Genomic DNA, 19,334 nt, shown 5'->3' with positions numbered 1-19,334 from the left:
TAAATTACAAATCAAATGATAAAAATTCAGGCAGCTGTCGTTCATGCTTGTCGAGCATAATCTGCTCTGGATTGATACCCTGCTCACGCAATACTTCAATGTTCTGTATGAGGAACTCGTCGCTTCCGACAACATAGAAAAGTCCATCTTTGTCTGCAGCAAGATTTTTCACTTCTTCATAGTAGTCTTTACGATTATCGACAAACTGTGATGTGAACTTCTTATCAGGAACGGTTTCAAAAATAGTAGTGAATAAGAATTTTTTTGAAGAATCGATGTTCAGCGAATGAATTTGATTGACGTTGTCAGCACGTTCGAAATAATCAAGCACAAGCGGTCTGAAAGTTGCCAGACCAACACCCGATGACAGCAGATAAACATTTTTGTCTTCTCTTTTAAGTGGTACATTGGAATGTGTTTTAAATATTGCAACTTCATTTCCGACCTCAAGATTGCTTAAAATCGTTTTAAACTCAGAACATTGCTCTCTGATGCGTGTTGTAATACCGATTGAATCTTCGTGCGGTAAAGTGGAGATTGACATGTGACGAATCAGACTGCGGTTTGGTTTATCTCCCGCATTAAAACCTTCCAGTGCAAAGTGGGTATGGGAACCTTCTTCCCATGTAAAGTCTTCCGGACAGTCGAGCAGGTACGTTTTAACCTCAGGCGTTTCTTCAATAATCTTATTTATTTTAGTCCAGTATATTTGCATTATCTATTCTCCTTACTTAGATTATATGGTTCATTACTATCTACTATACAACAATTGATAACTATTCTCAATTAAACAGATTGATTTCGCAGCGGAAAAGCAGTCGATTCCTAATTCATAATCTGCATGACTTTATTTTAAATTCACATTTATTTCTAACTAGATGGCAATAATTTCATTACAGCATCACGGCTATATGGTATGATAATTGTGATAACTCTCGGAATTATTTTCATTGAAATATATATAAACTTAGGCAGAAGGCGAGTGGAAATCTATATTGAAAAAGAATCCATCATTAATTAAATTCAGTGATACAGATAGTGTGACAATTCCCCATTACTATGACTATGCAGTAGCAATCGATAAAGTAAAAGAGCTATTTATTGAAAAACTTGGATTTGACTTAAAGCTTTATGAATCCGAAGAAGGACTTGAAATCGACGACACAATTGAGCAAATTCTTTCTCGAAATGAAGCTGATATTGAAATTTTAGCAAGTGTCTACGATGCTGTTGGTACATCAGCCATTACATATAACGATACGGAAAAATATGTGATTAAAGCCTCTCTAACAAATAATATTTTTTACTTTCCAAACTATGAGGTTGCTATCGTAAAGATACCAATCTATCAAAGTCATATGGAATATGAAAGGGAATTTACCTTTGCAAGGAACGACGAAGCTTTACTAAGCTTCCTTAACTTCATTACTGAAAAACAAAGGGAATTTATGCTAGACGGTATTAATGTACTCACCGATACAGAGGATGGCTTAGAACGATCACGAGAACAAATTACTTATCAAATTAAACGAGAAGATATACTTTTAGAGGAAGATGTAAAAACAGATATTTACCGTTCCATCGATGAATTTTTCTTGAAGAGTGGAGCATTTTTTAAAGCATATAATATTCCTTACAAACGTGGAATTCTATTATATGGTTCTCCTGGAAATGGAAAAACAACGCTCGTCAAATCCATTGCAGGCAGTGTTGCCGCTCCAGTTGTTTATTGGCAAATCACAGAATATACATCCAGCTACTCGATTAAGGAAGTTTTCTCTACTGTTACAAAAATGGCACCCATGATTCTTATCATTGAAGATATCGATTCCATGCCTGAAGAAGTTCGTTCTGTATTCTTGAACACATTAGACGGTGCAACATCTAAGGAAGGTATCTTCTTAATCGGGACAACTAATTACCCTGAAAAAATTGACCCTGCCTTGATTAATCGAGCTGGCCGTTTTGATCGTGCTTATGAGATCAAACAGCCTGATGAAGCATTACGAAATGAATATCTGCATAAAAAAGGGCTAATACAATTTTTAGATGCAGCTGCACTTGCTCAATTAGCGAAGCAAACAAAAGGACTGTCCATTGCCCAGCTTAATGAGCTCTATATGTCAGTTGCTCTCCAATGGCATTATGAACAGCAGGTAGATATCGAGAAAATTGTCAAAGACTTACAAGAGAATCAGCGAAGAACGATAAGACAAGACTGGGAAACCGAAGAATATGCAGGGCGGTTAGGGTTTTAAAGTCGCAATAAAAAAATCTTGCCTCATTTATTTTTGAAGCAAGATTTTTTAAATTCCCTATAAAAATTGATGAATAAATTCGTAACCAAAATATAAACTGAAGCCAAATAGTATACATGCAGCAATAATGGAAACACCCTTTAGAATCGTTTGATTCAGAAATCTTCTCGAATAATGAATAATACTCATTAATCCAATATCATGGACGAGTATACCAAGCAGGATTCCTGCTGCGACAACTACAAAATGTGTTCCTGCTCCATCACTTAAAGAAGATACAAGCAACGGTCCAAATATTCCAATCCAAAAAACAATATTAGCTGGTGAAATCGCCATGAAAAATCCAGATGTATATGCCTTTGCAATGGATTTTTTCGGAGCTGCCCCACTGAAATCTACTGGTTTTTTTGAGTCTTTTAAACTCTCAATCCCGATGGCTAATAAAAACACAAAGCCCATAAACCACATTACAGACTCCACGATTGGATACGTTAAAAATTGGGAAAAACCAAAATAAATAAGAGTGATTAATGTTAAATCGATGGTCATCCCACCTAAACCTACAAACCAACCGCTTAAAAATCCATTCCTCAATGCTTGTTGAACCATTTGAACTGTCATCGCTCCAGGTGTTAAAGAAAGTGCTAGTCCTAATAGAAAATAAGTTAGAAATGCTGTGATCATACGCTGCTCCATTCTTCATTTAATATTTGAATGGAATTATTATAGCGCTAAATGTATTTTTACACAACTGAATGAATTGTTATGCAACGCGCAAAAGTGAAAGCTTCTTGTTAGCGACGTATGTACTGAGCCATGGGATATAAAGGAAGCAAGGGAATAATTCAAAAATAAAGCAACTTTTTGATGCATTTTTAGCCAAAATAAACTTTCGAGAAGTTAAAATAAGAATTCGGAGAAAATACTACTGGAATTGTACGAGGCTTCTAAAAAGAATCAGAAAAAATTATTATAGAGTTATTAACCAAGTTAAACCTATTCTCTAACAAAACCAGGAAAGTAAAACATCTTTTTGGCGGAACGCTAAGAAGGGTAGGTTTCTGCAATGCTTAAATAAATGAGCCGAAAATAATGATTTTGGACTAGCCAACCTCTGGATTAGATTTGAAATAACAATTACGTATAAGGTTAATTCTAAGTAGATTATAGGAATAATTATTTGTTCACATATACTAGAGGATTCAGCATACGTACAGATAAAATAATAGCTTTTATTTTTATATCTCTTTCTCTAAGGATTATTATTAGATACTTTTGGTATTCGATTTAATTATACAGCGAATAATAATTTTATTTTGAAAATTACTAGTATTTTGCACCCTGTTCCTTTTATACTTAATATAATTGAAATTAGGAGGGATCTATATGAAGGAACAAGATAAAGTGCAAACTATAGTAGAACATACAAGAACTTTACATAATGATTTTAATGAGATACTTAAACCTTATCGAATAGATTTATGGAGGTACTGCAAATATCTTACCAGGTCTGCTTGGGACGGTGAAGATCTCTTTCAAGATACATTGATAAAAGCATTTGCCTCATTAAGTCAACGTTGGAGTACTATCAATACAAAAGCCTTTTTATTTAGAATTGCAACCAACACCTGGATTGATAATACCAGAAAAAGCAAAGTATTCCTTGAAGACCTTTTTGATTACCAAGGAATAGTTTCTGATGAAAAAGAAGAATCCAAATTCCTTATTAGAGAAGCTTTGGAAATATTAATACAACACCTCCCACCAAATCAAGTAGCTATTTTTCTATTGATGGACGTATTTAACTTTAAAGCTACTGAAGTAGCAGGCATGATAAATATTTCTGAGAATGGCATCTATTCATCCATCCATAGATCAAGGAAAAAATTAAAAGAAATAAAAAAGTTAGAAGACAAGGGGGAGTCTCAGCCACGCAATGTTGAAAACATAGATCCCATCATAGATAAATACTTAAATGCATTTAATGATGGGAATGTGGAAGGTATATTAAATCTAATGAGTAGTCAAATTTTCAATGATGCTTCCCCTGGTTTCCAAGAATATAATAAAGACGAAGTGAAGAATGGGTCATTGCGTTTTGGTCTCCCAGGTCACTACGGAAAGAGAATTTGGTTATGGGGAAAAGAAGTTAATATTGTTTTGGCACGTAAAGATAAAGGATACGAGCTCCATGATATTAACTACCAGGAAATATATGAGGATAAAATTGTAGTGCACAAGAGTTATTTCTTTTGCAGAGAATTGCTAACAGAAGCAAGCAAGGTGTTAAATATTCCTATACAATTAGATAAACCTCCTTTGGACTGGTATGAAATCGAGTAGAAGGGAAAATTAAATAACCTTCAGATCCTAGTCCCATGCCTGGCACACATTTAAAAAGGATGCCAAAGCGGCATCCTTTTTTGTAACATTATCTTTATTGTTTAATAAGTATATTAATTAGCGAGGTAAATACTACCGATTAACTTAAAATAACTTTTAACGAATTTTTTACATGTTTAGAATCAATCGATAAACTTTCTGTGCCCTTTACACATTCGACAAAATGGTCAATAATCCCTGAATTTGGCTTTCCGTCTTTCCTTAGGATTGGTTGAATTCGTTCAATCTTAGTTTCGCCATTAAACCTGTGAATACTAACCTCATGAAGTTCCTCTCCAAAAACAATAGTTCCTTTTGTACCATACAAGACGGTTCTATGATCTTGAAGGGGATTATTCCAGCTAACATTAATTGATCCAACAATTCCTGACCTTGTACGTAAAGAAATAGATGCTCGGCTATCATGTGCCTTGTTTTTTGCCACAAACCATTCACTAAAAGTTTGATTTATTAACCACTGTATTAGGTCTAGCTTATGGATTGCTAAATCCCCAAGTGCTCCAAATGAGGAAAGTTTTTGATTAAAAAACCAACTATTCTCTTTATCGACACTCCAAAATTGTGGACCTGGATGTTGATAGTTTGAAGTGAATTGAATAATGTTTCCTATAGCTTTGTTATCTATTAATTCTTTTACCTGTCTGTGTACCGGATCGAATCGTTGGTTATGACCAGGCATCAAAACAAGGTTATGCTTTCTTGCAGTCTTATATAGTTTCTTAAGATCTTTGAGATTGGTTGCCATAGGCTTTTCTACAAGTACATGTTTGTTATGGTTAAGTGCTTCTAATGCATACTTTGAATGAAGTGCATTAGGAGTACAAATCGATATTAAATCTATATCGGACGACTGCAATATCTCACTTTGTTTATTGGTAGCAAACGAAATGTTGTGGGTTTGAGCAATTTTCTTTACCCTTTGGAGATTAACGTCACAAATTGCAACTAGTTCTACATCATTTCTTTGAAGGTATTCAGGAATATGTCTTACTTGTGCAATCTTTCCTGAGCCAATAATTCCTGCTTTTAATTTACTCATTATCTACTTCGCTACCTTTAAAAGCAGTTCCCTTTTGCAATATTTCATAGTTGTTATTTCCTTCGGTAATAGAAATAATTTGATTTGCATTAATATCTTCAAAGACTTGTTCCTCTCCACTCGGCCATTGTATTTCTAATTTATCTAGTACCGTACTTTTTTCTAAACCTAAATGGACTCGAGGGTCACTTTGTGCACCAAAACTATTTCCCCCGTCTTTTTCGATTACGGTCTCCACACCATTATTAGTAAACGTAAGTCTGGTACCAACAGCTTCCCTATTACTGGGAAAGACACCATTTAGATCAATTTTAATCCAGTTATTTTGATTAGTTTGTTTATTGCTATAAACTTTTAAAGGAGCACCTTGATTGGCAAATATCAGATCAAGAGTACCATTGTTATCTAAATCAGCTACCGCTACCCCACGACCATCATAAACAAAGTCAATACCGACATCTTGTGCTACATTGGTAAACTTTCCATCCTGATATAAAAATAAAGCCTTTGGTTCATAACCGGACATGCTCTTCTCTCCAATTGCAGGCCAATTTTTCGCATCTTGAACGACATCACCAGGAGTAGTAGCTAATGTCCCCATCTCAAACCAATAATCCTCATCTTTCTTACCAGATATAAATCCATTTGTAACAACTAAGCTCATGTTTCCTGAATTATTAACATCAAAGAACCTTGCTCCCCAAGACCATCCTGCTTGTTTAACGCCTAGATCTTCTGCCTTTTCAACAAATTTACCACTTTCATCCATATGCCAGAGTTGGTTTCCTTCTAGTAGGTACTTCTCCTTACTTATATTACTTACATAATTTGCTAGATTCCCATCGTGGAATACATCTCCAAAATCGACATTCATCCCTTTAAAGGTATCGTCTCCAATCCCTCTCTTTTGAACTATTTTTTGAAACCCTTTCCCTTCTTGGTTTAAATATAGGGAATCGGGGCCGAAATCATTTGCGTTATAGATATCTGGCCAACCATCCTTGTTTAAATCAGCTGATCCTGCTGCTAATGTCCAACCTGGATCTTCTACCCCCATTTCCTTTGTAACATCGGAGAATGTACCGTCACCATTATTTTTATATAAGATATTTTCTCCACCATTTCTTGCTTTTTCAAAATCATTATGAAATATTTTGGTTGATTTAAGGTCCCATAGGTTTGTTTCATCTCGAAAATAATTTCCTATATATAAATCAAGAAACCCGTCTCGATTATAATCCAGTGCAATTGCCTTTACCGCGTATCCTTCGGGATTTACACCAGCTTCTGCTGATACATTTTCGAAAGTACCGTCCCCGTTATTTTTAAATAACTGGCTTTTTCCCCATGCCCCAACAAATAAATCTTGATATCCATCATTGTTGTAGTCAAACCATAATGCTGTTTCCGAGATACCCTCTTCATTCACAAGACCAATACCTGAATCTTTAGTTACATCAGTAAAAGTACCGTCCCCATTATTTTTATAAAGATAATTACTTGTTCCTTTTTTGGAGTTGACTAAATAGACATCAACATAGCCATCATTATTATAATCATTTAAAAACACACCCGCCCCAGTGGATGATAACCAGGGCATTACATTATCAACTTTATTATCAAACTGTGGCTTTTTATGCGTAAATTCAATACCTGTTTTTTCCGTAACGTCCTTATATTCAAAACCATAGTCTTTTACTTCTTCTGTAACTTCCTCGTTACAAGCTGTTAGAATAACTAAGACTATACTAATAAGGATAATTAATAAGGTTTCTTTCCTTTTAAACATATACATTCTCCTTTATTTTTTGTCTTACCCCATCTACCCAATGCATGTAAAAATTATGGTTGTTACAAGTTTTATCCAAATTATTTTTCACACTATAAACATAGTCAATTAACTGGTTAACTTTATGTTTTAAACTCTCAGGAATATTGTCTATATTAGACCTCCATAAGTATGGGTCTTGGAGCCTTCTAGCTTCTAGACCATAAGCAAAGCCTTGTAAGAATGAAATAAAATCCTCTTGATTTTTATGTTTTAGATAATCAATTATCTTAAAACCTAGTAATAAATCATCAAATTTACTGTACGCTACTGCTAATCCAACTCCACTCAAGATATCATTCCGGTATGGGAATGTTTCTCCTAATTCTTCTAGTTTTTTTAGCGTAGTGTCCCAATTAAATCTACTTATAAACCATAAAGACCTGCCAAAACCTTGATAACAAACTCTTTTTTGATTCTCGGTAAATTTTTCTATTAAATTAATACTTTCTTTGGAATAGAAGTATTGGAATAGTCCGATCTTAAAACCAACACCATCGAACATAATAAGGGAATATTTATGATTTAAACTTTGTCCAAAATCAGCATACTTTTTAGATTTATAACGATAAATAAAGTGTAATAACCAACCTAACCCTACATAATATTGATATATAGAATTAGGAGAGAGTTGATTTACTTTTGATTCAAAAGACGATGCTTTATTCTTTCTAAAAAAAGACTTGATAGCAAATCCAATTCCGGTACCTTCATAAGAAAAACCTCTATAAAACTGTGAGTTTGTTCTTTCTAGGAGTTTATTTAGGAGTATTGGCGAAGGTATTACTAATGGTGCAAAGGCTCCTATGAAAAAACTCCTTAGAATATTTTTAAATCTATTTATAAAGAAGGAGTCATTGTGTTGTTTAAAATAATGGGAGTAAAAAAACAACATCCTCTTGGGGAGAAGGTTATATTTCAATCGATGAAACCTCCTTGTTCAACAAATAAAAAAACGTCCTCCACCTTTCTTAAATTCATCAGTTCTTCTTCTTGTATAAATACCTCAAATTCTCTCTCAATCCGAACAGCTAATTCTAAAGCCATAAGTGAATCCATACCGATTTCCTCAAAGGTGCTCTCATCTTTAATATCATCCTTTTGAATATCAGCTATTTCAGCAATAAGTGATAAAATATGGTCCTTCTTCTCTTGGTTAATCATAATATCCACCTTTCTAAATTAATCCACCATCTACGATAAGCGTTTGACCTGTAATATAAGATGCTTTATCTGAAAGTAGAAATAATATTGTTTCAGCTATTTCCTTCTTATTTCCTAGTCTTTTAAGTGCAGTTTGCTTCTTTATTCTTTTTATATTTGTAGATGGAACACTATCTAACATCTCTGTCTCGATATAACCTGGAGCGACACAGTTTACCCTTACATTAAACGTTCCTACTTCCTTTGCCAAAGATCTAGTAAAACCAATAATTCCAGCTTTGGCTGCAGAATAGTTAGTTTGGCCAATAGCTCCTGTTATTCCAGAAATAGAAGTAACATTAACCACACTACCTTGTTGAATCAATATTCTTCTTAATAATTTTTGTGTTAAGTATGCAGTGGCATTTAAATTTACTTGAATGACATTATGCCAATCATCATCTTTTATTTGTGAAAAGGGTTTGTCTATATTTGTGCCAGCATTATTTACTAAAAAGTGTAAGTTGGGGTAAGTGTATAAGATCGTTGTCACGAGATGATCAATTTCAGATTGATTATTTAAATCACAAGGGATACCCGTTATAAATACATTGCAATCCTTTAGCTCCTCCATTAATGCATAGGCAGCTTTATAATTTTTGTTATAAGTAAAAATCACATTTATATTATTCTTTGCTAATAGCTTTACTACTTCCCTACCGATACCTTTGGATCCTCCAGTTACGAGTGCAGTTTTTTTCTGATATTCATCTGTATTTACTTTCACTTATGTTCTCCTTTTTTTAGATTTTTTCTATTATTGTAGCCGCATTAAATCCTCCATAGGCCGCTACAGTCTTTATAAAACTCTTAACTTCTTTTTCTATAATTGTGTTTACTAACGGTAAGTCATATTCACTTGAATTATTAATTGTACGATGAGTAATTGGAGGAATAACACTATTTTTAAAAATATTGATTCCTAATATTAATTCTATTAAGCTATTCGCTCCCAGCGTATGTCCAATATAACCCTTAAATGCTGTTACATCTGGAACCGAGTACCGGAAAGATTCAAAGGCTTTCTTTATTCCATTTGACTCGTATTTATCCCAAAGAGGAATACCTGTTCCATGAGGTATTACTAATTCAGGTTTACCTTTATATTTACTTAACGAAGTTTTAATCACTTTCTCGTAGGAGTTTGTTGTTACATCCGGTAAATTCATTCTCCATGTATCCTGTGAGAATGAAGAGTTGATATACTTTGCCTTGGATATTGCATTCCTTCTACTTATATTTGTTTCGGATTCAAGTATGATAGCTCCTACACCATCACCCAAAACAGAACCAGAAGAGGTGTCAGTAAACGGTGCTAATTTACCGTTATTAGAGCTAAAGCCTTTTTCACTTAGCCATAAATGTTCTGTGAAGTGAGCATAGTCACCAGCTACAACAATGACTATGTCAGCATGATTCATCTTTAATAAGCTATTTGCCAATTCAAGTGCATATTGGCCAGATGCACAAGCATTGTTAATAGCATAAGTTGGGCCATTAATATTAATTAATTTTGCTAGATAATATAGATATGTGTATGTTTGTAACCTAAAAAATTTATCCTTATAATGATTGAATGAATTAATTGGATTCTTTATATCCATTTTGTTGTCTTCTTGTAAAAGACTATCAATCAGAGGGTTTACCCCCAAATTCTCATGACCGATTATTAAACCAATTCGTTTCTCATTAGGCAAATGAAGATTAGCATTTCTTAAAGCTTCCAGTGTTGCTAAAAATAGTAATTTAAAATCTTTATCATCTCTAAGAAATTCTTCCCTAATCGTTATATGACTATATTGTTTATTAATTCTTTCTATCAAATCGTCTTCTATTTGATAAACAGGATATTGAAGTTTTTCTTGGTTGCTCAAAGTGTACTCCCTTTGTTGCGGGTAGTTATCACCACTGAGTATTCCTTCCCATGTCTGCTTCTCATTTCCAAAGCTCGATATAATACTTGTTCCAGTAATAAAAACATCCTCCATCAGATTCTCTCCTAATTAAGTATTATATTAAATAGACTATCATCAGTAGATACTTGAATTTCAGTTTGAGAATTATACTCATACTTTAATATTTTATATACATTAGTTAATAATTTTGGAGTAAATTCAGATGCCATTATTTTATTGTTGAAATACTCATTCTTTGATTCAGATATATTATTAATAGCAATTGAAACACCTTCTTTTCTATCTACACCTTCATCTACTTTCTCCATTAAAATCGTGCTCACATGTTCAAACTCTGTTAGATAATTTTCTACTGGTTTTTTATATCCAGTAGGCGGGAAAATGTTCAAATCACATACTAAAACTCTTTTTAAATCTTCCCTGTTTAATAGTTCATACGCATACAGTAAACTTTTACAACCTGATTCAACACCCTCTGAAATGGTTATATTCGGCCCACTAAATCTAAATTTGATTGATATATGACCCGCTACAACATTCAAAACTGTACCTGGAAAAAAGCGTGGATTAACCCCTTTGGGACCATACTTATCTGCATCAATAAACATATCCTTTATTGCATGGATACTCCCATAATTATTTGAGACGATAACCGCTGTTTTACTATCTTTTTCACTATTTACAGCATATCCCGCAAATCTAATAGCTTCATATACAGAAATACAACCATATTGACTTATCTTAGGTAGTAGATTTAATCCTGATAAATACTTGTAATTGTAGAACTCTGGTGGTGCTAATAGATTAGCCTTATCATTTAATAGAGATCTTGCACTTAGTTCTTCAACCCCTAATCCCAGTGGGGTAATCGATGAGATACCTTTTATTTGGATCAAACTCTATCCCTCCACTTTATTTTTTTCCTTGAAAACTACTGAGCTAATTTTACGTTTTGCCCATATACGATACGGAACAGTGAATAAAAGGCTTGTAATAAATAAGGCATAGAATTGGGCGTGAGGAATACGACTGATACGTAAAATCGCATCTATTAAGGCTACGATCAATGCAAAGTAAATTCTAGACTTCCTTGTAGTTGGAGTTGACTTCGGATCAGTTATCATAAAGAAAGCAAAAAGTTGTAGACCTGCACCTAGAAGTGGACCTAGTGCTGCATAAAGAGGTGCACCAAATAGATAATGTCGGACAAAAGCAAAAACAGTAAAACCACCTAAAAAGGCTAAAACTACGTCAAGTCTATTTGCCATGTACGTTGCAAAGAAACCTAATAATATTATTATGGCCATAACTAGATAGCCATTTGACCATTGTTTTGGTGTACTTACGGCATATTCATACAGAAAAAATAATACTAGAACTACGGCGATATTGTTTGGATTGAAAATATGTCCTTTTTCAAATTTAACTATAAACTTTAGCAATATTGATAGAAAAGATGTCAAAACATAAACCCACAGAAGGTAAGAGCTAACCAGTAACGATACACCCATGCCTGTAATAATTGGACTAATAGAGAATTTCCACTTTTTATATAACAGTCTGGTTAAAAGTACTTCCGTAGTTATAGCAGTTAATAATGAAACAAATACTGCATCCCATTTTTGATAAAAGCCTAAATAAAATTGCCCTGCCATTACAAAAGAAGCTAAAAAAAGTAATACAAAATAACGGGGATCTATTTTATAGTCCTGCCATCCGGTTATCACTTTAAATTTGTGGTCATTTAAATTAAACATAATTTCCTCCTTAATTGAGTCTTCCAATAATAATAGATGAATTTATGCCGCCAAATGCATATGCATTTGACATAATAAATTTATAATCGAAGTGTTGGGGAATGTCCTTTATTACTTCAACTTTAATATTGGGATCAAGGTTTTCGATGTTAGCTGTTGGAGGTACTAGCTTCTCCTCCAACACTTTAATACAGATAGCAGCTTCTATGACACTTGCCGCTCCAAGCGTATGCCCAATGTTCCCTTTAATTGAACTTGTCTTAATATACTCACCAAAGAAATCATATAGTGCTTTTCCTTCCATTAAGTCGTTAGCAGGTGTACCTGTACCGTGTGCATTTACATATCCTATGTCAGATATAGTTAGATTTGCATTTTTTAAAGCACTTTCCATTGCTAATATTGCTCCTATCGCATTTGGGTCCGGTTGAGTTATATGGTGCGCATCACAGTTAAATCCATATCCTAGGATTGTTCCTTTTGCCAAACCTTTCCTTTTCAATAGATGCTCAAGTTTCTCTAGTATAAGCACACCGGCCCCCTCTCCCAGGATTAGACCTTTTCTATTTTTATCAAATGGTCTACAAATATCAGGTGACATTGCTCTTAAACTACTAAATCCCGTAAAGGCTACCCACGACATTGCATCTACGCCAGCAGCAATCATTACATCTGCATTACCTTTCTCAAGCTCATCTACAGCTCTTGCTATAGAAAAATTTCCCGCTGCACATGCATTCGTCAATGTCCACGAGGGACCTGATATGTTATAATGCTTTTTTATATTTTCGGATAAAATATGCGGTCCATATTTATTTATTGCGCCACTATTATTAGTTATGCCACTTAATTCTCCCATTGTCGTACCGATACATACTCCGCATTTTTCTATTTGATTGATTTCGACCTTTGCATCAGATAAGGCATCGTCAATAGTTGTAATTAACATACTTGAGGCCCTTCCTAGCTTTACAACATTTCTATCACAAAATAGTGATATATCCGTTACTTCACATGCATTTCGATTCTTATGCTCATTTATTGGAAAACTAGACACCGGCTTCGCACCATTTTTTTGATTTAATAATCCATCCCAGGTATCATTAATATTTGCCCCTATGGATGTCATTACAGCTATACCGGATACTACAATAGGACTCATAATGCCCCCTCCTTTCTATTCCCAAATTACATTTAAATTTGTAATGGAGGCATCAGGTCTTTGGAATATATCAATACCTCTTACCTCTGTAACCAATTTAACAGCTTCCTTATCTGATAGATTTGACCGATCTTTTAATCCTTCATTATTAGGATACTTGTGTTCTCCTTTTTCCCAAACTTGTTTTCCTTTTTCAATATCCCCATCTTTTACATAGGCATCTCCCAAGGTAATAAAACAATCTGGCCAAAACTCAAAATATTGATCTCCAAATTTCTCCTCTGCGGACACACAAAAAGTTAGGTCATCTATCGCTTTTGAGGTCCTCTGCAATCCAGACGGCCAATATAAATTATTTAAACCTCTTGCATACCTAGCGAGTAAATCATAGGGATTTTCCTCTAGCATTTCATCTAATATAGTGATTGATTGAACAGACTTCTGTCCCAGATTGGCTGTTCCCAAATCGGGAGATTGTAAATAATCCACATAAGCTAGTGCATTATTAAGTTTCACTTCATATGTTTCTGTAAGAGTCTGTGTGAATTCTAGAAATAAATCAGTTTTTTTCATTTCCAGATAGAGTATTCTTAATTCATTTATATAAACTAAATTTGTCGGATCAAGCTTCACAATCTCTTTCAGGTATGAAATAGCGTCCTGTTTATTTCCTTCCTTTGCTAAATTTCGAGATAACGAATAAGCTTCTTCAAGGTTATCTATATTTATATCTTCTAATGATATAATTTGTTGAGGTTCTGTTAAATTCTGTACCAGTTCTGTTTCTTTTTCAAAATTTAAATTCAGATTATTTAGAGAAACGTTCTGATCTAACCTCGGAATATCATAACTCTTATAAAAATCGTATAATTTCATTCCAGCTCCAAATGCAATGAAAAAAACTAAAAATAAAAAACCAAACAAAATCTTCTTATCCATGTAATCGAGCCTCCGAATTCATATATTCTGATTTATAGATTGAAGGATTTACTCCAACTATTCTCTTAAAAATACGTGCAAAATGAGTTAAATCGCTATATCCAATAGAAAAACAAACGTCCGTAACACTATTTCCTTTTTGAAGTAATAACTTAGCTTTTTGGATTCTTTTGTCTATTACATATTCTTTAAATCCTTTCCCGACATATTTTTGAAATATTCTGGAATAATAGCATTTACTCACATATGCCTTTGATGCCACTTTTTCAAGTGACAATTCATTATCACAATAATTTTCATCTAAGTAATGCAACGATTGTAGAAAGTGAGGATTTTCACTCGATCGTTTTACACACGTTCGAAGAGATTCTAAAAACGAATTAAGTAACATGGTATTTAATTGACTTAAACCGTTTAGTATCATTATTGTTCTTTCTGCCTTCAATTCAGACATCTGCCAATGGGAAGGAAATGAATCAAGGTTGGTTAGAAGTATGTAGACAGAATAATCCTCCTTCCTGATTAATCGTTTCACCTCATTAAAGCTACTTACTATAATTAAAGTAACCTCTTTTGACAGTCCCTCAATAAAATATTCAATCTTTGCATTTTGAGTGGTATCTGAGTAAAACAAGATAGCTGGTTTCATACGTAATCTTCCCCCTAGGCTAATTTAATATAATGTTATCAACATGTTTGTGTGTTTGTTCTTGATTAATTGCTACCATTTCTGCTTATATTGACAAAATTATAATTTTTTCTATTAGTATGTATTATAAAAATACAATTAACGCAGAATAATGTCGTCTAATCGAAAAAAGCTGAAAATCTAGAAATAAAACCTTAGTTCCTACTCTAATTGTTATCTATCTTAAAGATAGTAGAGTTTAAGGAGGATAAGATGGACTATAAAATATTAGTTTGGAAGCATAATTTAAGTGAAGATGAAGTTTTTAAATGGAGAAATAAAGGTATTGGTGGATCAGACATTAACGCTCTTTTTGGAACAGATAAAAGTATTCAAACACTTCATAAAGAGAAAAGTGGGGAAAAGATAAGAAAGTCAAATGGAATATTTCGATTTCATATGAGAGTAAAAGACTTTATTGCTGAGGAATTTAAAATAAAAACTGGCATGGAGGTTCGGCGAAAAAATGCCATACTACAACATAAAGAATATCCTTTTCTAATTGCGAATGTTGATCGTTTAATTGTGGATTATGATGCTGGATTACTTTGTAAAGCTACTTCAAATAAAGACTTCATATCCAATAAGAAACTACTCGAACCTCTTAAGCTAAGGTGCCAGCATTATATGGCGGTTACAGGCGCTAATAGATGGTGGGTAGGATTATTAGTAGGCGGCGTTCACTTTCACTATTTTTATGTAGATCGAAATGAGGAAACTATTAAACAGATTATTAATAAAAGTGAGGTGTTTTGGAATAGAATAGAGAAATAAAAAAGTGGAGATAAGCCACTTAAGCTGTGTGAATTTATGCTTAAACCATAAAACAACGGTCGGCTTGATCCCCTCATCTTATTCAAACTGAATGTTCATCGGTTAATTCTATGGCATTCGTTCCAAACTGCACTGGAACGGAAAATCCAGATAAACTTGGCTTATCGCTGATTTCGTGGATTAAGGATTTCTAATCCTGTTCCACACCATTCCACCATCAACTGGAACCGGTGGAATCGTTTTAAGAATCGGAGATATTCCAGGAAATCTTTGATGAAATGGTTCTTCCATCTGTCAACCATCGAATGGTTGGCGGCAGGGTTCTTTTTACGGATTCCACCCATTTAAAAGCGAATCAAGTAAGCATAAATTCACTCGAAAGCGTAGAAATAGAAATGTGGGATTATATTGAAGAACTGGATCAAGCTATTGCCGATGATTATGAGAAATGTGGAAAAAGCCTATAAAAGAAATTGGTGCAGTGAAAGAAACGAAAAAGATTTGAGTCAGTACAACTGATCCGGAAAGCGGGTTCATGTCAAGCCGCCTGTCAAAACATAAAAAAGGACTGCGACACACTTAGCAAGGATCAACTAAGTATGCAGGAGCCTGTTTTCAATAAAATATAAAAAAGCTTGTAGAGAAATTAGGGTACATTCTCTACAAGCTAATTGGAGATACTCCACTTTTTTATTTTTCAGCTATTTTGGTCACTTTAAATTTGCTCATGTTATAGTCAATGTAAATAAAGAATACACAGCCCTTATCACTGTATACATCGTGTGCTTCATCACCAATAGCAGTTAGAAAGTCACCTTTTCTCATAATGTCATCATTTAATTGAACTTCACCCTCCACAAGAAATGCTACTTCTCTTCTTGGATGGTCATGAAATGGAATACTTGCCCCCGGATAAAGTCGCACAAGAAAAGCATACCTTCCTGTTTCTTCATCTTCCCAAAGATAGGCCATCTCAGTATTTTCATACATACCTTCTTCCCAGACCATATCTTCTTTATGAATAATTGTATGGTTTAATAAATTCATCACTGTCATCCTCCCTTTATTTAAAAACATTTTTAAATGCTTTTGTAACGTTATCGATAACAAAATCAGCATCTAATAAACTTGTGTTTAATGGTGGATACAAGAGCAAAATGCTGTTAAAATAGTTACCTAAAATACCTTGAGTCTTTAACTTCTTAGATAAGATTTCACCATCTTTAAAATTAATAGGTTCTCTGGTCTGTTTATCTGCTAATTCAATAGAAATCATCATCCCTAATCCTCTTATTTCAGCTACATTAGGTATATCCTGCAGACTTATTTTTAACCTTGTTTTAATATACTGCCCTATATCTCTTGCATTTTTTAAAAGGTTATCTTCCTCAATTATTGAAATTAGCTCAAGTGCTGCTGCACAACCGACTGGATGGCCACATTGAGTTGCACCGTGGAGAAATATTCCTCCTTCTTTTAAAAGGACATTCTCTATCTTCTCTGTCATAAATGTCACACCCATTGGGAAATAACCACCAGTAAGTCCTTTTGATATAGTCAGTAAATCTGGTTCTATACCATAATACTGTGAAGCTGTCCAATATCCGGTCCTGCCAAGTCCAGTTGTTACCTCGTCAGCAATAAGTAAAATATTATTTGCCTTGGCTATTTTCTCTACTTCTTTTAAATATCGTTTATTTGCTGGAATGATACCATTCACACCTTGAACAGGTTCCACTAAGATTGCTGCAGTCTTTTCCGGTCCAACTTTTTCAATTGTATTTATTAATTGCTGTAAACAAAAGTCCACAATTTCATCTTCCGTACCGTCAATTGGTGGTCTAAGCATATTAGGAAACGGTGCACTAAAACAACCTGGAATCTGCACACCAAACGCTTCTTTAATGCCCATGTTCGTAACAGAACCTGATGCAATTGTTGTTCCATGGTAGTTTCCATCTAAGCTAATAAAACAGCTCTTTTCCTTTTGGTTCAATTCATTGAAATATTGCCTTGTAAGCTTTATGGCAGTCTCTACGGCTCCACTTCCGTCATTCGTATAAAAAGCAAGAGAAAATTGATTATCTGTTAATTCAATTAACTTTTTTGTCAATGGTTGAAGCAACTCGTGCATCTGACCACAAGTGGAACTAAAACTCAATTTATGAAACTGATTGGTCATCGCATTAATAATTCGAGGATTACCCAGCCCCACTGACGGTACAGCAGTTGTTGCATAGAAATAGTTTTTTCCTTCCTTATCAAAAACCCAACTTCCCATACCTTCTTTTATATAGGTAAACTCTTTACTAATATCTTCTTCCGTTTTATGCTTCAGATTTGGCATAAAACTAAAAGGATGAAGCACACTATACGATTCACTCACTTATTACACTCCTCAAAAATTAGTAATCTTTACATACTCGTCAGGTAAATTTCGTTTATTCTCATTACCTTCAGATAACTGGTTAAACTCGTTTAAACTCATTTCTCCATTCATAAACTTTTTTATATTTTTTATTTCAGAGAATGGATGTTTTTTATAAAAAATCCTATGGCTTTCACCCATATCATTCTTATAACTGTATCGAGAATGTGAAATATGAATGTTAGTAGCCTTAGCATTATAAGCAAAAGGTGTTCTAAGTTTATATGCACGGTAACCTAATTCAAAATGTTCAAATCCCCAATGACGAAAGTCCGGGTCAAATCCTTTTAATTTTTTAAATAAATCTAATCGAATTGACATATTTCCACTAAACGTAGCTAGCCAAGGGACATTTGAAATAGATTCCCCTTTTTCGTCAAATAGCTTATATACTAGTTTGCTATACTGAGGGGTTCGCAAACCCTTTAATGTGAAATAGCTATTAAAAATTTTTGTCATATTATTCCAAGGATCAGAAAGATAAAGATCTTTTATATTACCTATAACTATGGAATCTTCCTCGCTCTTCTCATGAGAAAATAAGTGATTCTGTAAAAATCCCGGAACAGGTATCCTATCGGCATCACAAAATGTAATAATGTCACTATCTTTAAGTTTTCTTACCCCTTCATTCCTAGAAATAGACCTTCCGCTTTTTATAATTCGAATATATGTTATATCAAGCTTAGTACGAAACAAGTTGCATATGGTCTCTATATCTTCAGTTGATCCATCATCGACCACAACTATCTTAAAGTGCTCTAAAGAAATATTCTGGTTCATAAAGCCGTGTAAGGTACACAGTAATGGTAATGCTTGATTATAGACAGGTATTACTACACCAATATTTTTCATATTCAGCTCCTCATTTTCATCTTAAACCATTTTAAATTGGATCATGTTTTAAAAGGAATCTAATAGTCTTCATTATAGAAACTT

At 33.9% G+C, this 19,334-nt stretch carries 19 protein-coding genes and 1 pseudogene; 4 read left to right on the top strand and 16 right to left on the bottom strand.

The window, feature by feature from the left end; translation table 11 throughout:
• Positions 1-4 precede the first annotated feature (4 nt).
• Positions 5-715 carry a dihydropteridine reductase gene (locus MHH64_RS05460; RefSeq protein WP_340002819.1) on the bottom strand — a complete coding sequence of 237 codons (711 nt, stop codon included), beginning with the start codon at positions 713-715 and terminating at the stop codon, positions 5-7.
• Between the two features lie 280 nt (positions 716-995).
• Between MHH64_RS05460 and MHH64_RS05455 the strand changes: the two genes are divergently transcribed.
• On the top strand, positions 996-2,258 hold the full coding sequence (locus MHH64_RS05455) for an ATP-binding protein (protein WP_251661010.1): 1,263 nt from the start codon (positions 996-998) through the stop codon (positions 2,256-2,258).
• 57 nt (positions 2,259-2,315) lie between these two features.
• Here MHH64_RS05455 and MHH64_RS05450 read toward each other — a convergent pair whose 3' ends face one another.
• The gene (locus tag MHH64_RS05450; protein ID WP_095312363.1) at positions 2,316-2,942 is read right to left on the bottom strand and encodes a LysE family transporter; all 627 of its coding nucleotides are present in this window, start codon (positions 2,940-2,942) and stop codon (positions 2,316-2,318) included.
• Between the two features lie 702 nt (positions 2,943-3,644).
• Between MHH64_RS05450 and MHH64_RS05445 the strand changes: the two genes are divergently transcribed.
• Entirely contained in the window at positions 3,645-4,601 is a 957-nt protein-coding gene (locus tag MHH64_RS05445; RefSeq protein WP_340002818.1) for a sigma-70 family RNA polymerase sigma factor, read from the top strand.
• Positions 4,602-4,740: 139 nt separating this feature from the next.
• Here MHH64_RS05445 and MHH64_RS05440 read toward each other — a convergent pair whose 3' ends face one another.
• From MHH64_RS05440 to MHH64_RS05390, 11 genes are read right to left on the bottom strand one after another with little or no spacing between them, the layout of a single operon-like run.
• Positions 4,741-5,700 (bottom strand): Gfo/Idh/MocA family oxidoreductase, encoded by a 960-nt coding sequence (locus MHH64_RS05440; RefSeq protein ID WP_340002816.1) that lies wholly within the window; start codon positions 5,698-5,700, stop codon positions 4,741-4,743.
• Positions 5,693-7,489: a CRTAC1 family protein gene (locus tag MHH64_RS05435; protein ID WP_340002814.1), complete on the bottom strand. Its 1,797-nt coding sequence runs from the start codon at positions 7,487-7,489 to the stop codon at positions 5,693-5,695. The genes MHH64_RS05440 and MHH64_RS05435 overlap by 8 nt, the downstream gene beginning before the upstream one ends.
• The gene (locus MHH64_RS05430; RefSeq protein WP_340002813.1) at positions 7,482-8,450 is read right to left on the bottom strand and encodes a DUF1702 family protein; all 969 of its coding nucleotides are present in this window, start codon (positions 8,448-8,450) and stop codon (positions 7,482-7,484) included. The genes MHH64_RS05435 and MHH64_RS05430 overlap by 8 nt, the downstream gene beginning before the upstream one ends.
• Positions 8,447-8,692 (bottom strand): acyl carrier protein, encoded by a 246-nt coding sequence (locus MHH64_RS05425; protein WP_095312347.1) that lies wholly within the window; start codon positions 8,690-8,692, stop codon positions 8,447-8,449. The genes MHH64_RS05430 and MHH64_RS05425 overlap by 4 nt, the downstream gene beginning before the upstream one ends.
• A 13-nt stretch (positions 8,693-8,705) precedes the next feature.
• A complete protein-coding gene (locus MHH64_RS05420; protein WP_095312344.1) occupies positions 8,706-9,458 on the bottom strand; it encodes an SDR family NAD(P)-dependent oxidoreductase in 753 nt (250 codons plus the stop codon).
• 16 nt (positions 9,459-9,474) lie between these two features.
• The gene (locus MHH64_RS05415; RefSeq protein WP_340002812.1) at positions 9,475-10,719 is read right to left on the bottom strand and encodes a beta-ketoacyl synthase N-terminal-like domain-containing protein; all 1,245 of its coding nucleotides are present in this window, start codon (positions 10,717-10,719) and stop codon (positions 9,475-9,477) included.
• Positions 10,720-10,730: 11 nt separating this feature from the next.
• On the bottom strand, positions 10,731-11,543 hold the full coding sequence (locus MHH64_RS05410) for a beta-ketoacyl synthase N-terminal-like domain-containing protein (RefSeq protein ID WP_095312338.1): 813 nt from the start codon (positions 11,541-11,543) through the stop codon (positions 10,731-10,733).
• A 3-nt stretch (positions 11,544-11,546) separates the two neighbouring features.
• On the bottom strand, positions 11,547-12,404 hold the full coding sequence (locus MHH64_RS05405) for an RnfABCDGE type electron transport complex subunit D (protein WP_095312336.1): 858 nt from the start codon (positions 12,402-12,404) through the stop codon (positions 11,547-11,549).
• Between the two features lie 10 nt (positions 12,405-12,414).
• The gene (locus MHH64_RS05400) at positions 12,415-13,566 is read right to left on the bottom strand and encodes a beta-ketoacyl-[acyl-carrier-protein] synthase family protein (RefSeq protein ID WP_340002811.1); all 1,152 of its coding nucleotides are present in this window, start codon (positions 13,564-13,566) and stop codon (positions 12,415-12,417) included.
• A 15-nt stretch (positions 13,567-13,581) separates the two neighbouring features.
• Positions 13,582-14,505, bottom strand: coding sequence for a hypothetical protein (locus MHH64_RS05395; RefSeq protein WP_340002810.1), 924 nt, complete (start codon positions 14,503-14,505; stop codon positions 13,582-13,584).
• Entirely contained in the window at positions 14,498-15,154 is a 657-nt protein-coding gene (locus tag MHH64_RS05390; RefSeq protein ID WP_095312327.1) for a helix-turn-helix transcriptional regulator, read from the bottom strand. Before MHH64_RS05390 ends, MHH64_RS05395 begins: the two co-directional genes overlap by 8 nt.
• A 252-nt stretch (positions 15,155-15,406) precedes the next feature.
• On the opposite strand from MHH64_RS05390, the gene MHH64_RS05385 reads away from it, so the two are divergent.
• Together MHH64_RS05385 and MHH64_RS05380 are read left to right on the top strand one after the other, a co-directional pair.
• On the top strand, positions 15,407-15,967 hold the full coding sequence (locus MHH64_RS05385) for a YqaJ viral recombinase family protein (protein ID WP_095312324.1): 561 nt from the start codon (positions 15,407-15,409) through the stop codon (positions 15,965-15,967).
• Positions 15,968-16,018: 51 nt separating this feature from the next.
• A pseudogene (locus MHH64_RS05380) lies at positions 16,019-16,469 on the top strand (transposase); the annotation flags it as partial.
• Positions 16,470-16,657: 188 nt separating this feature from the next.
• On the opposite strand, the gene MHH64_RS05375 reads toward MHH64_RS05380, so the two are convergent.
• Genes MHH64_RS05375 through MHH64_RS05365 form a run of 3 tightly spaced genes read right to left on the bottom strand, consistent with a single transcriptional unit; the run spans position 16,658 to position 19,250 of the window.
• Positions 16,658-17,014 carry a cupin domain-containing protein gene (locus MHH64_RS05375; RefSeq protein WP_095312319.1) on the bottom strand — a complete coding sequence of 119 codons (357 nt, stop codon included), beginning with the start codon at positions 17,012-17,014 and terminating at the stop codon, positions 16,658-16,660.
• A 16-nt stretch (positions 17,015-17,030) separates the two neighbouring features.
• Positions 17,031-18,353: an aminotransferase class III-fold pyridoxal phosphate-dependent enzyme gene (locus tag MHH64_RS05370; protein ID WP_095312316.1), complete on the bottom strand. Its 1,323-nt coding sequence runs from the start codon at positions 18,351-18,353 to the stop codon at positions 17,031-17,033.
• A gap of 12 nt (positions 18,354-18,365) precedes the next feature.
• Entirely contained in the window at positions 18,366-19,250 is an 885-nt protein-coding gene (locus MHH64_RS05365) for a glycosyltransferase family 2 protein (RefSeq protein WP_095312313.1), read from the bottom strand.
• Positions 19,251-19,334: the final 84 nt, after the last annotated feature.

Source organism: Oceanobacillus sp. FSL K6-0127, from assembly GCF_037983385.1.
Classification (GTDB): domain Bacteria; phylum Bacillota; class Bacilli; order Bacillales; family Amphibacillaceae; genus Oceanobacillus; species Oceanobacillus profundus.
The sequence above is the reverse complement of the archived record's forward strand: the minus strand, read 5'-3'. Positions and strand labels throughout refer to the sequence as shown.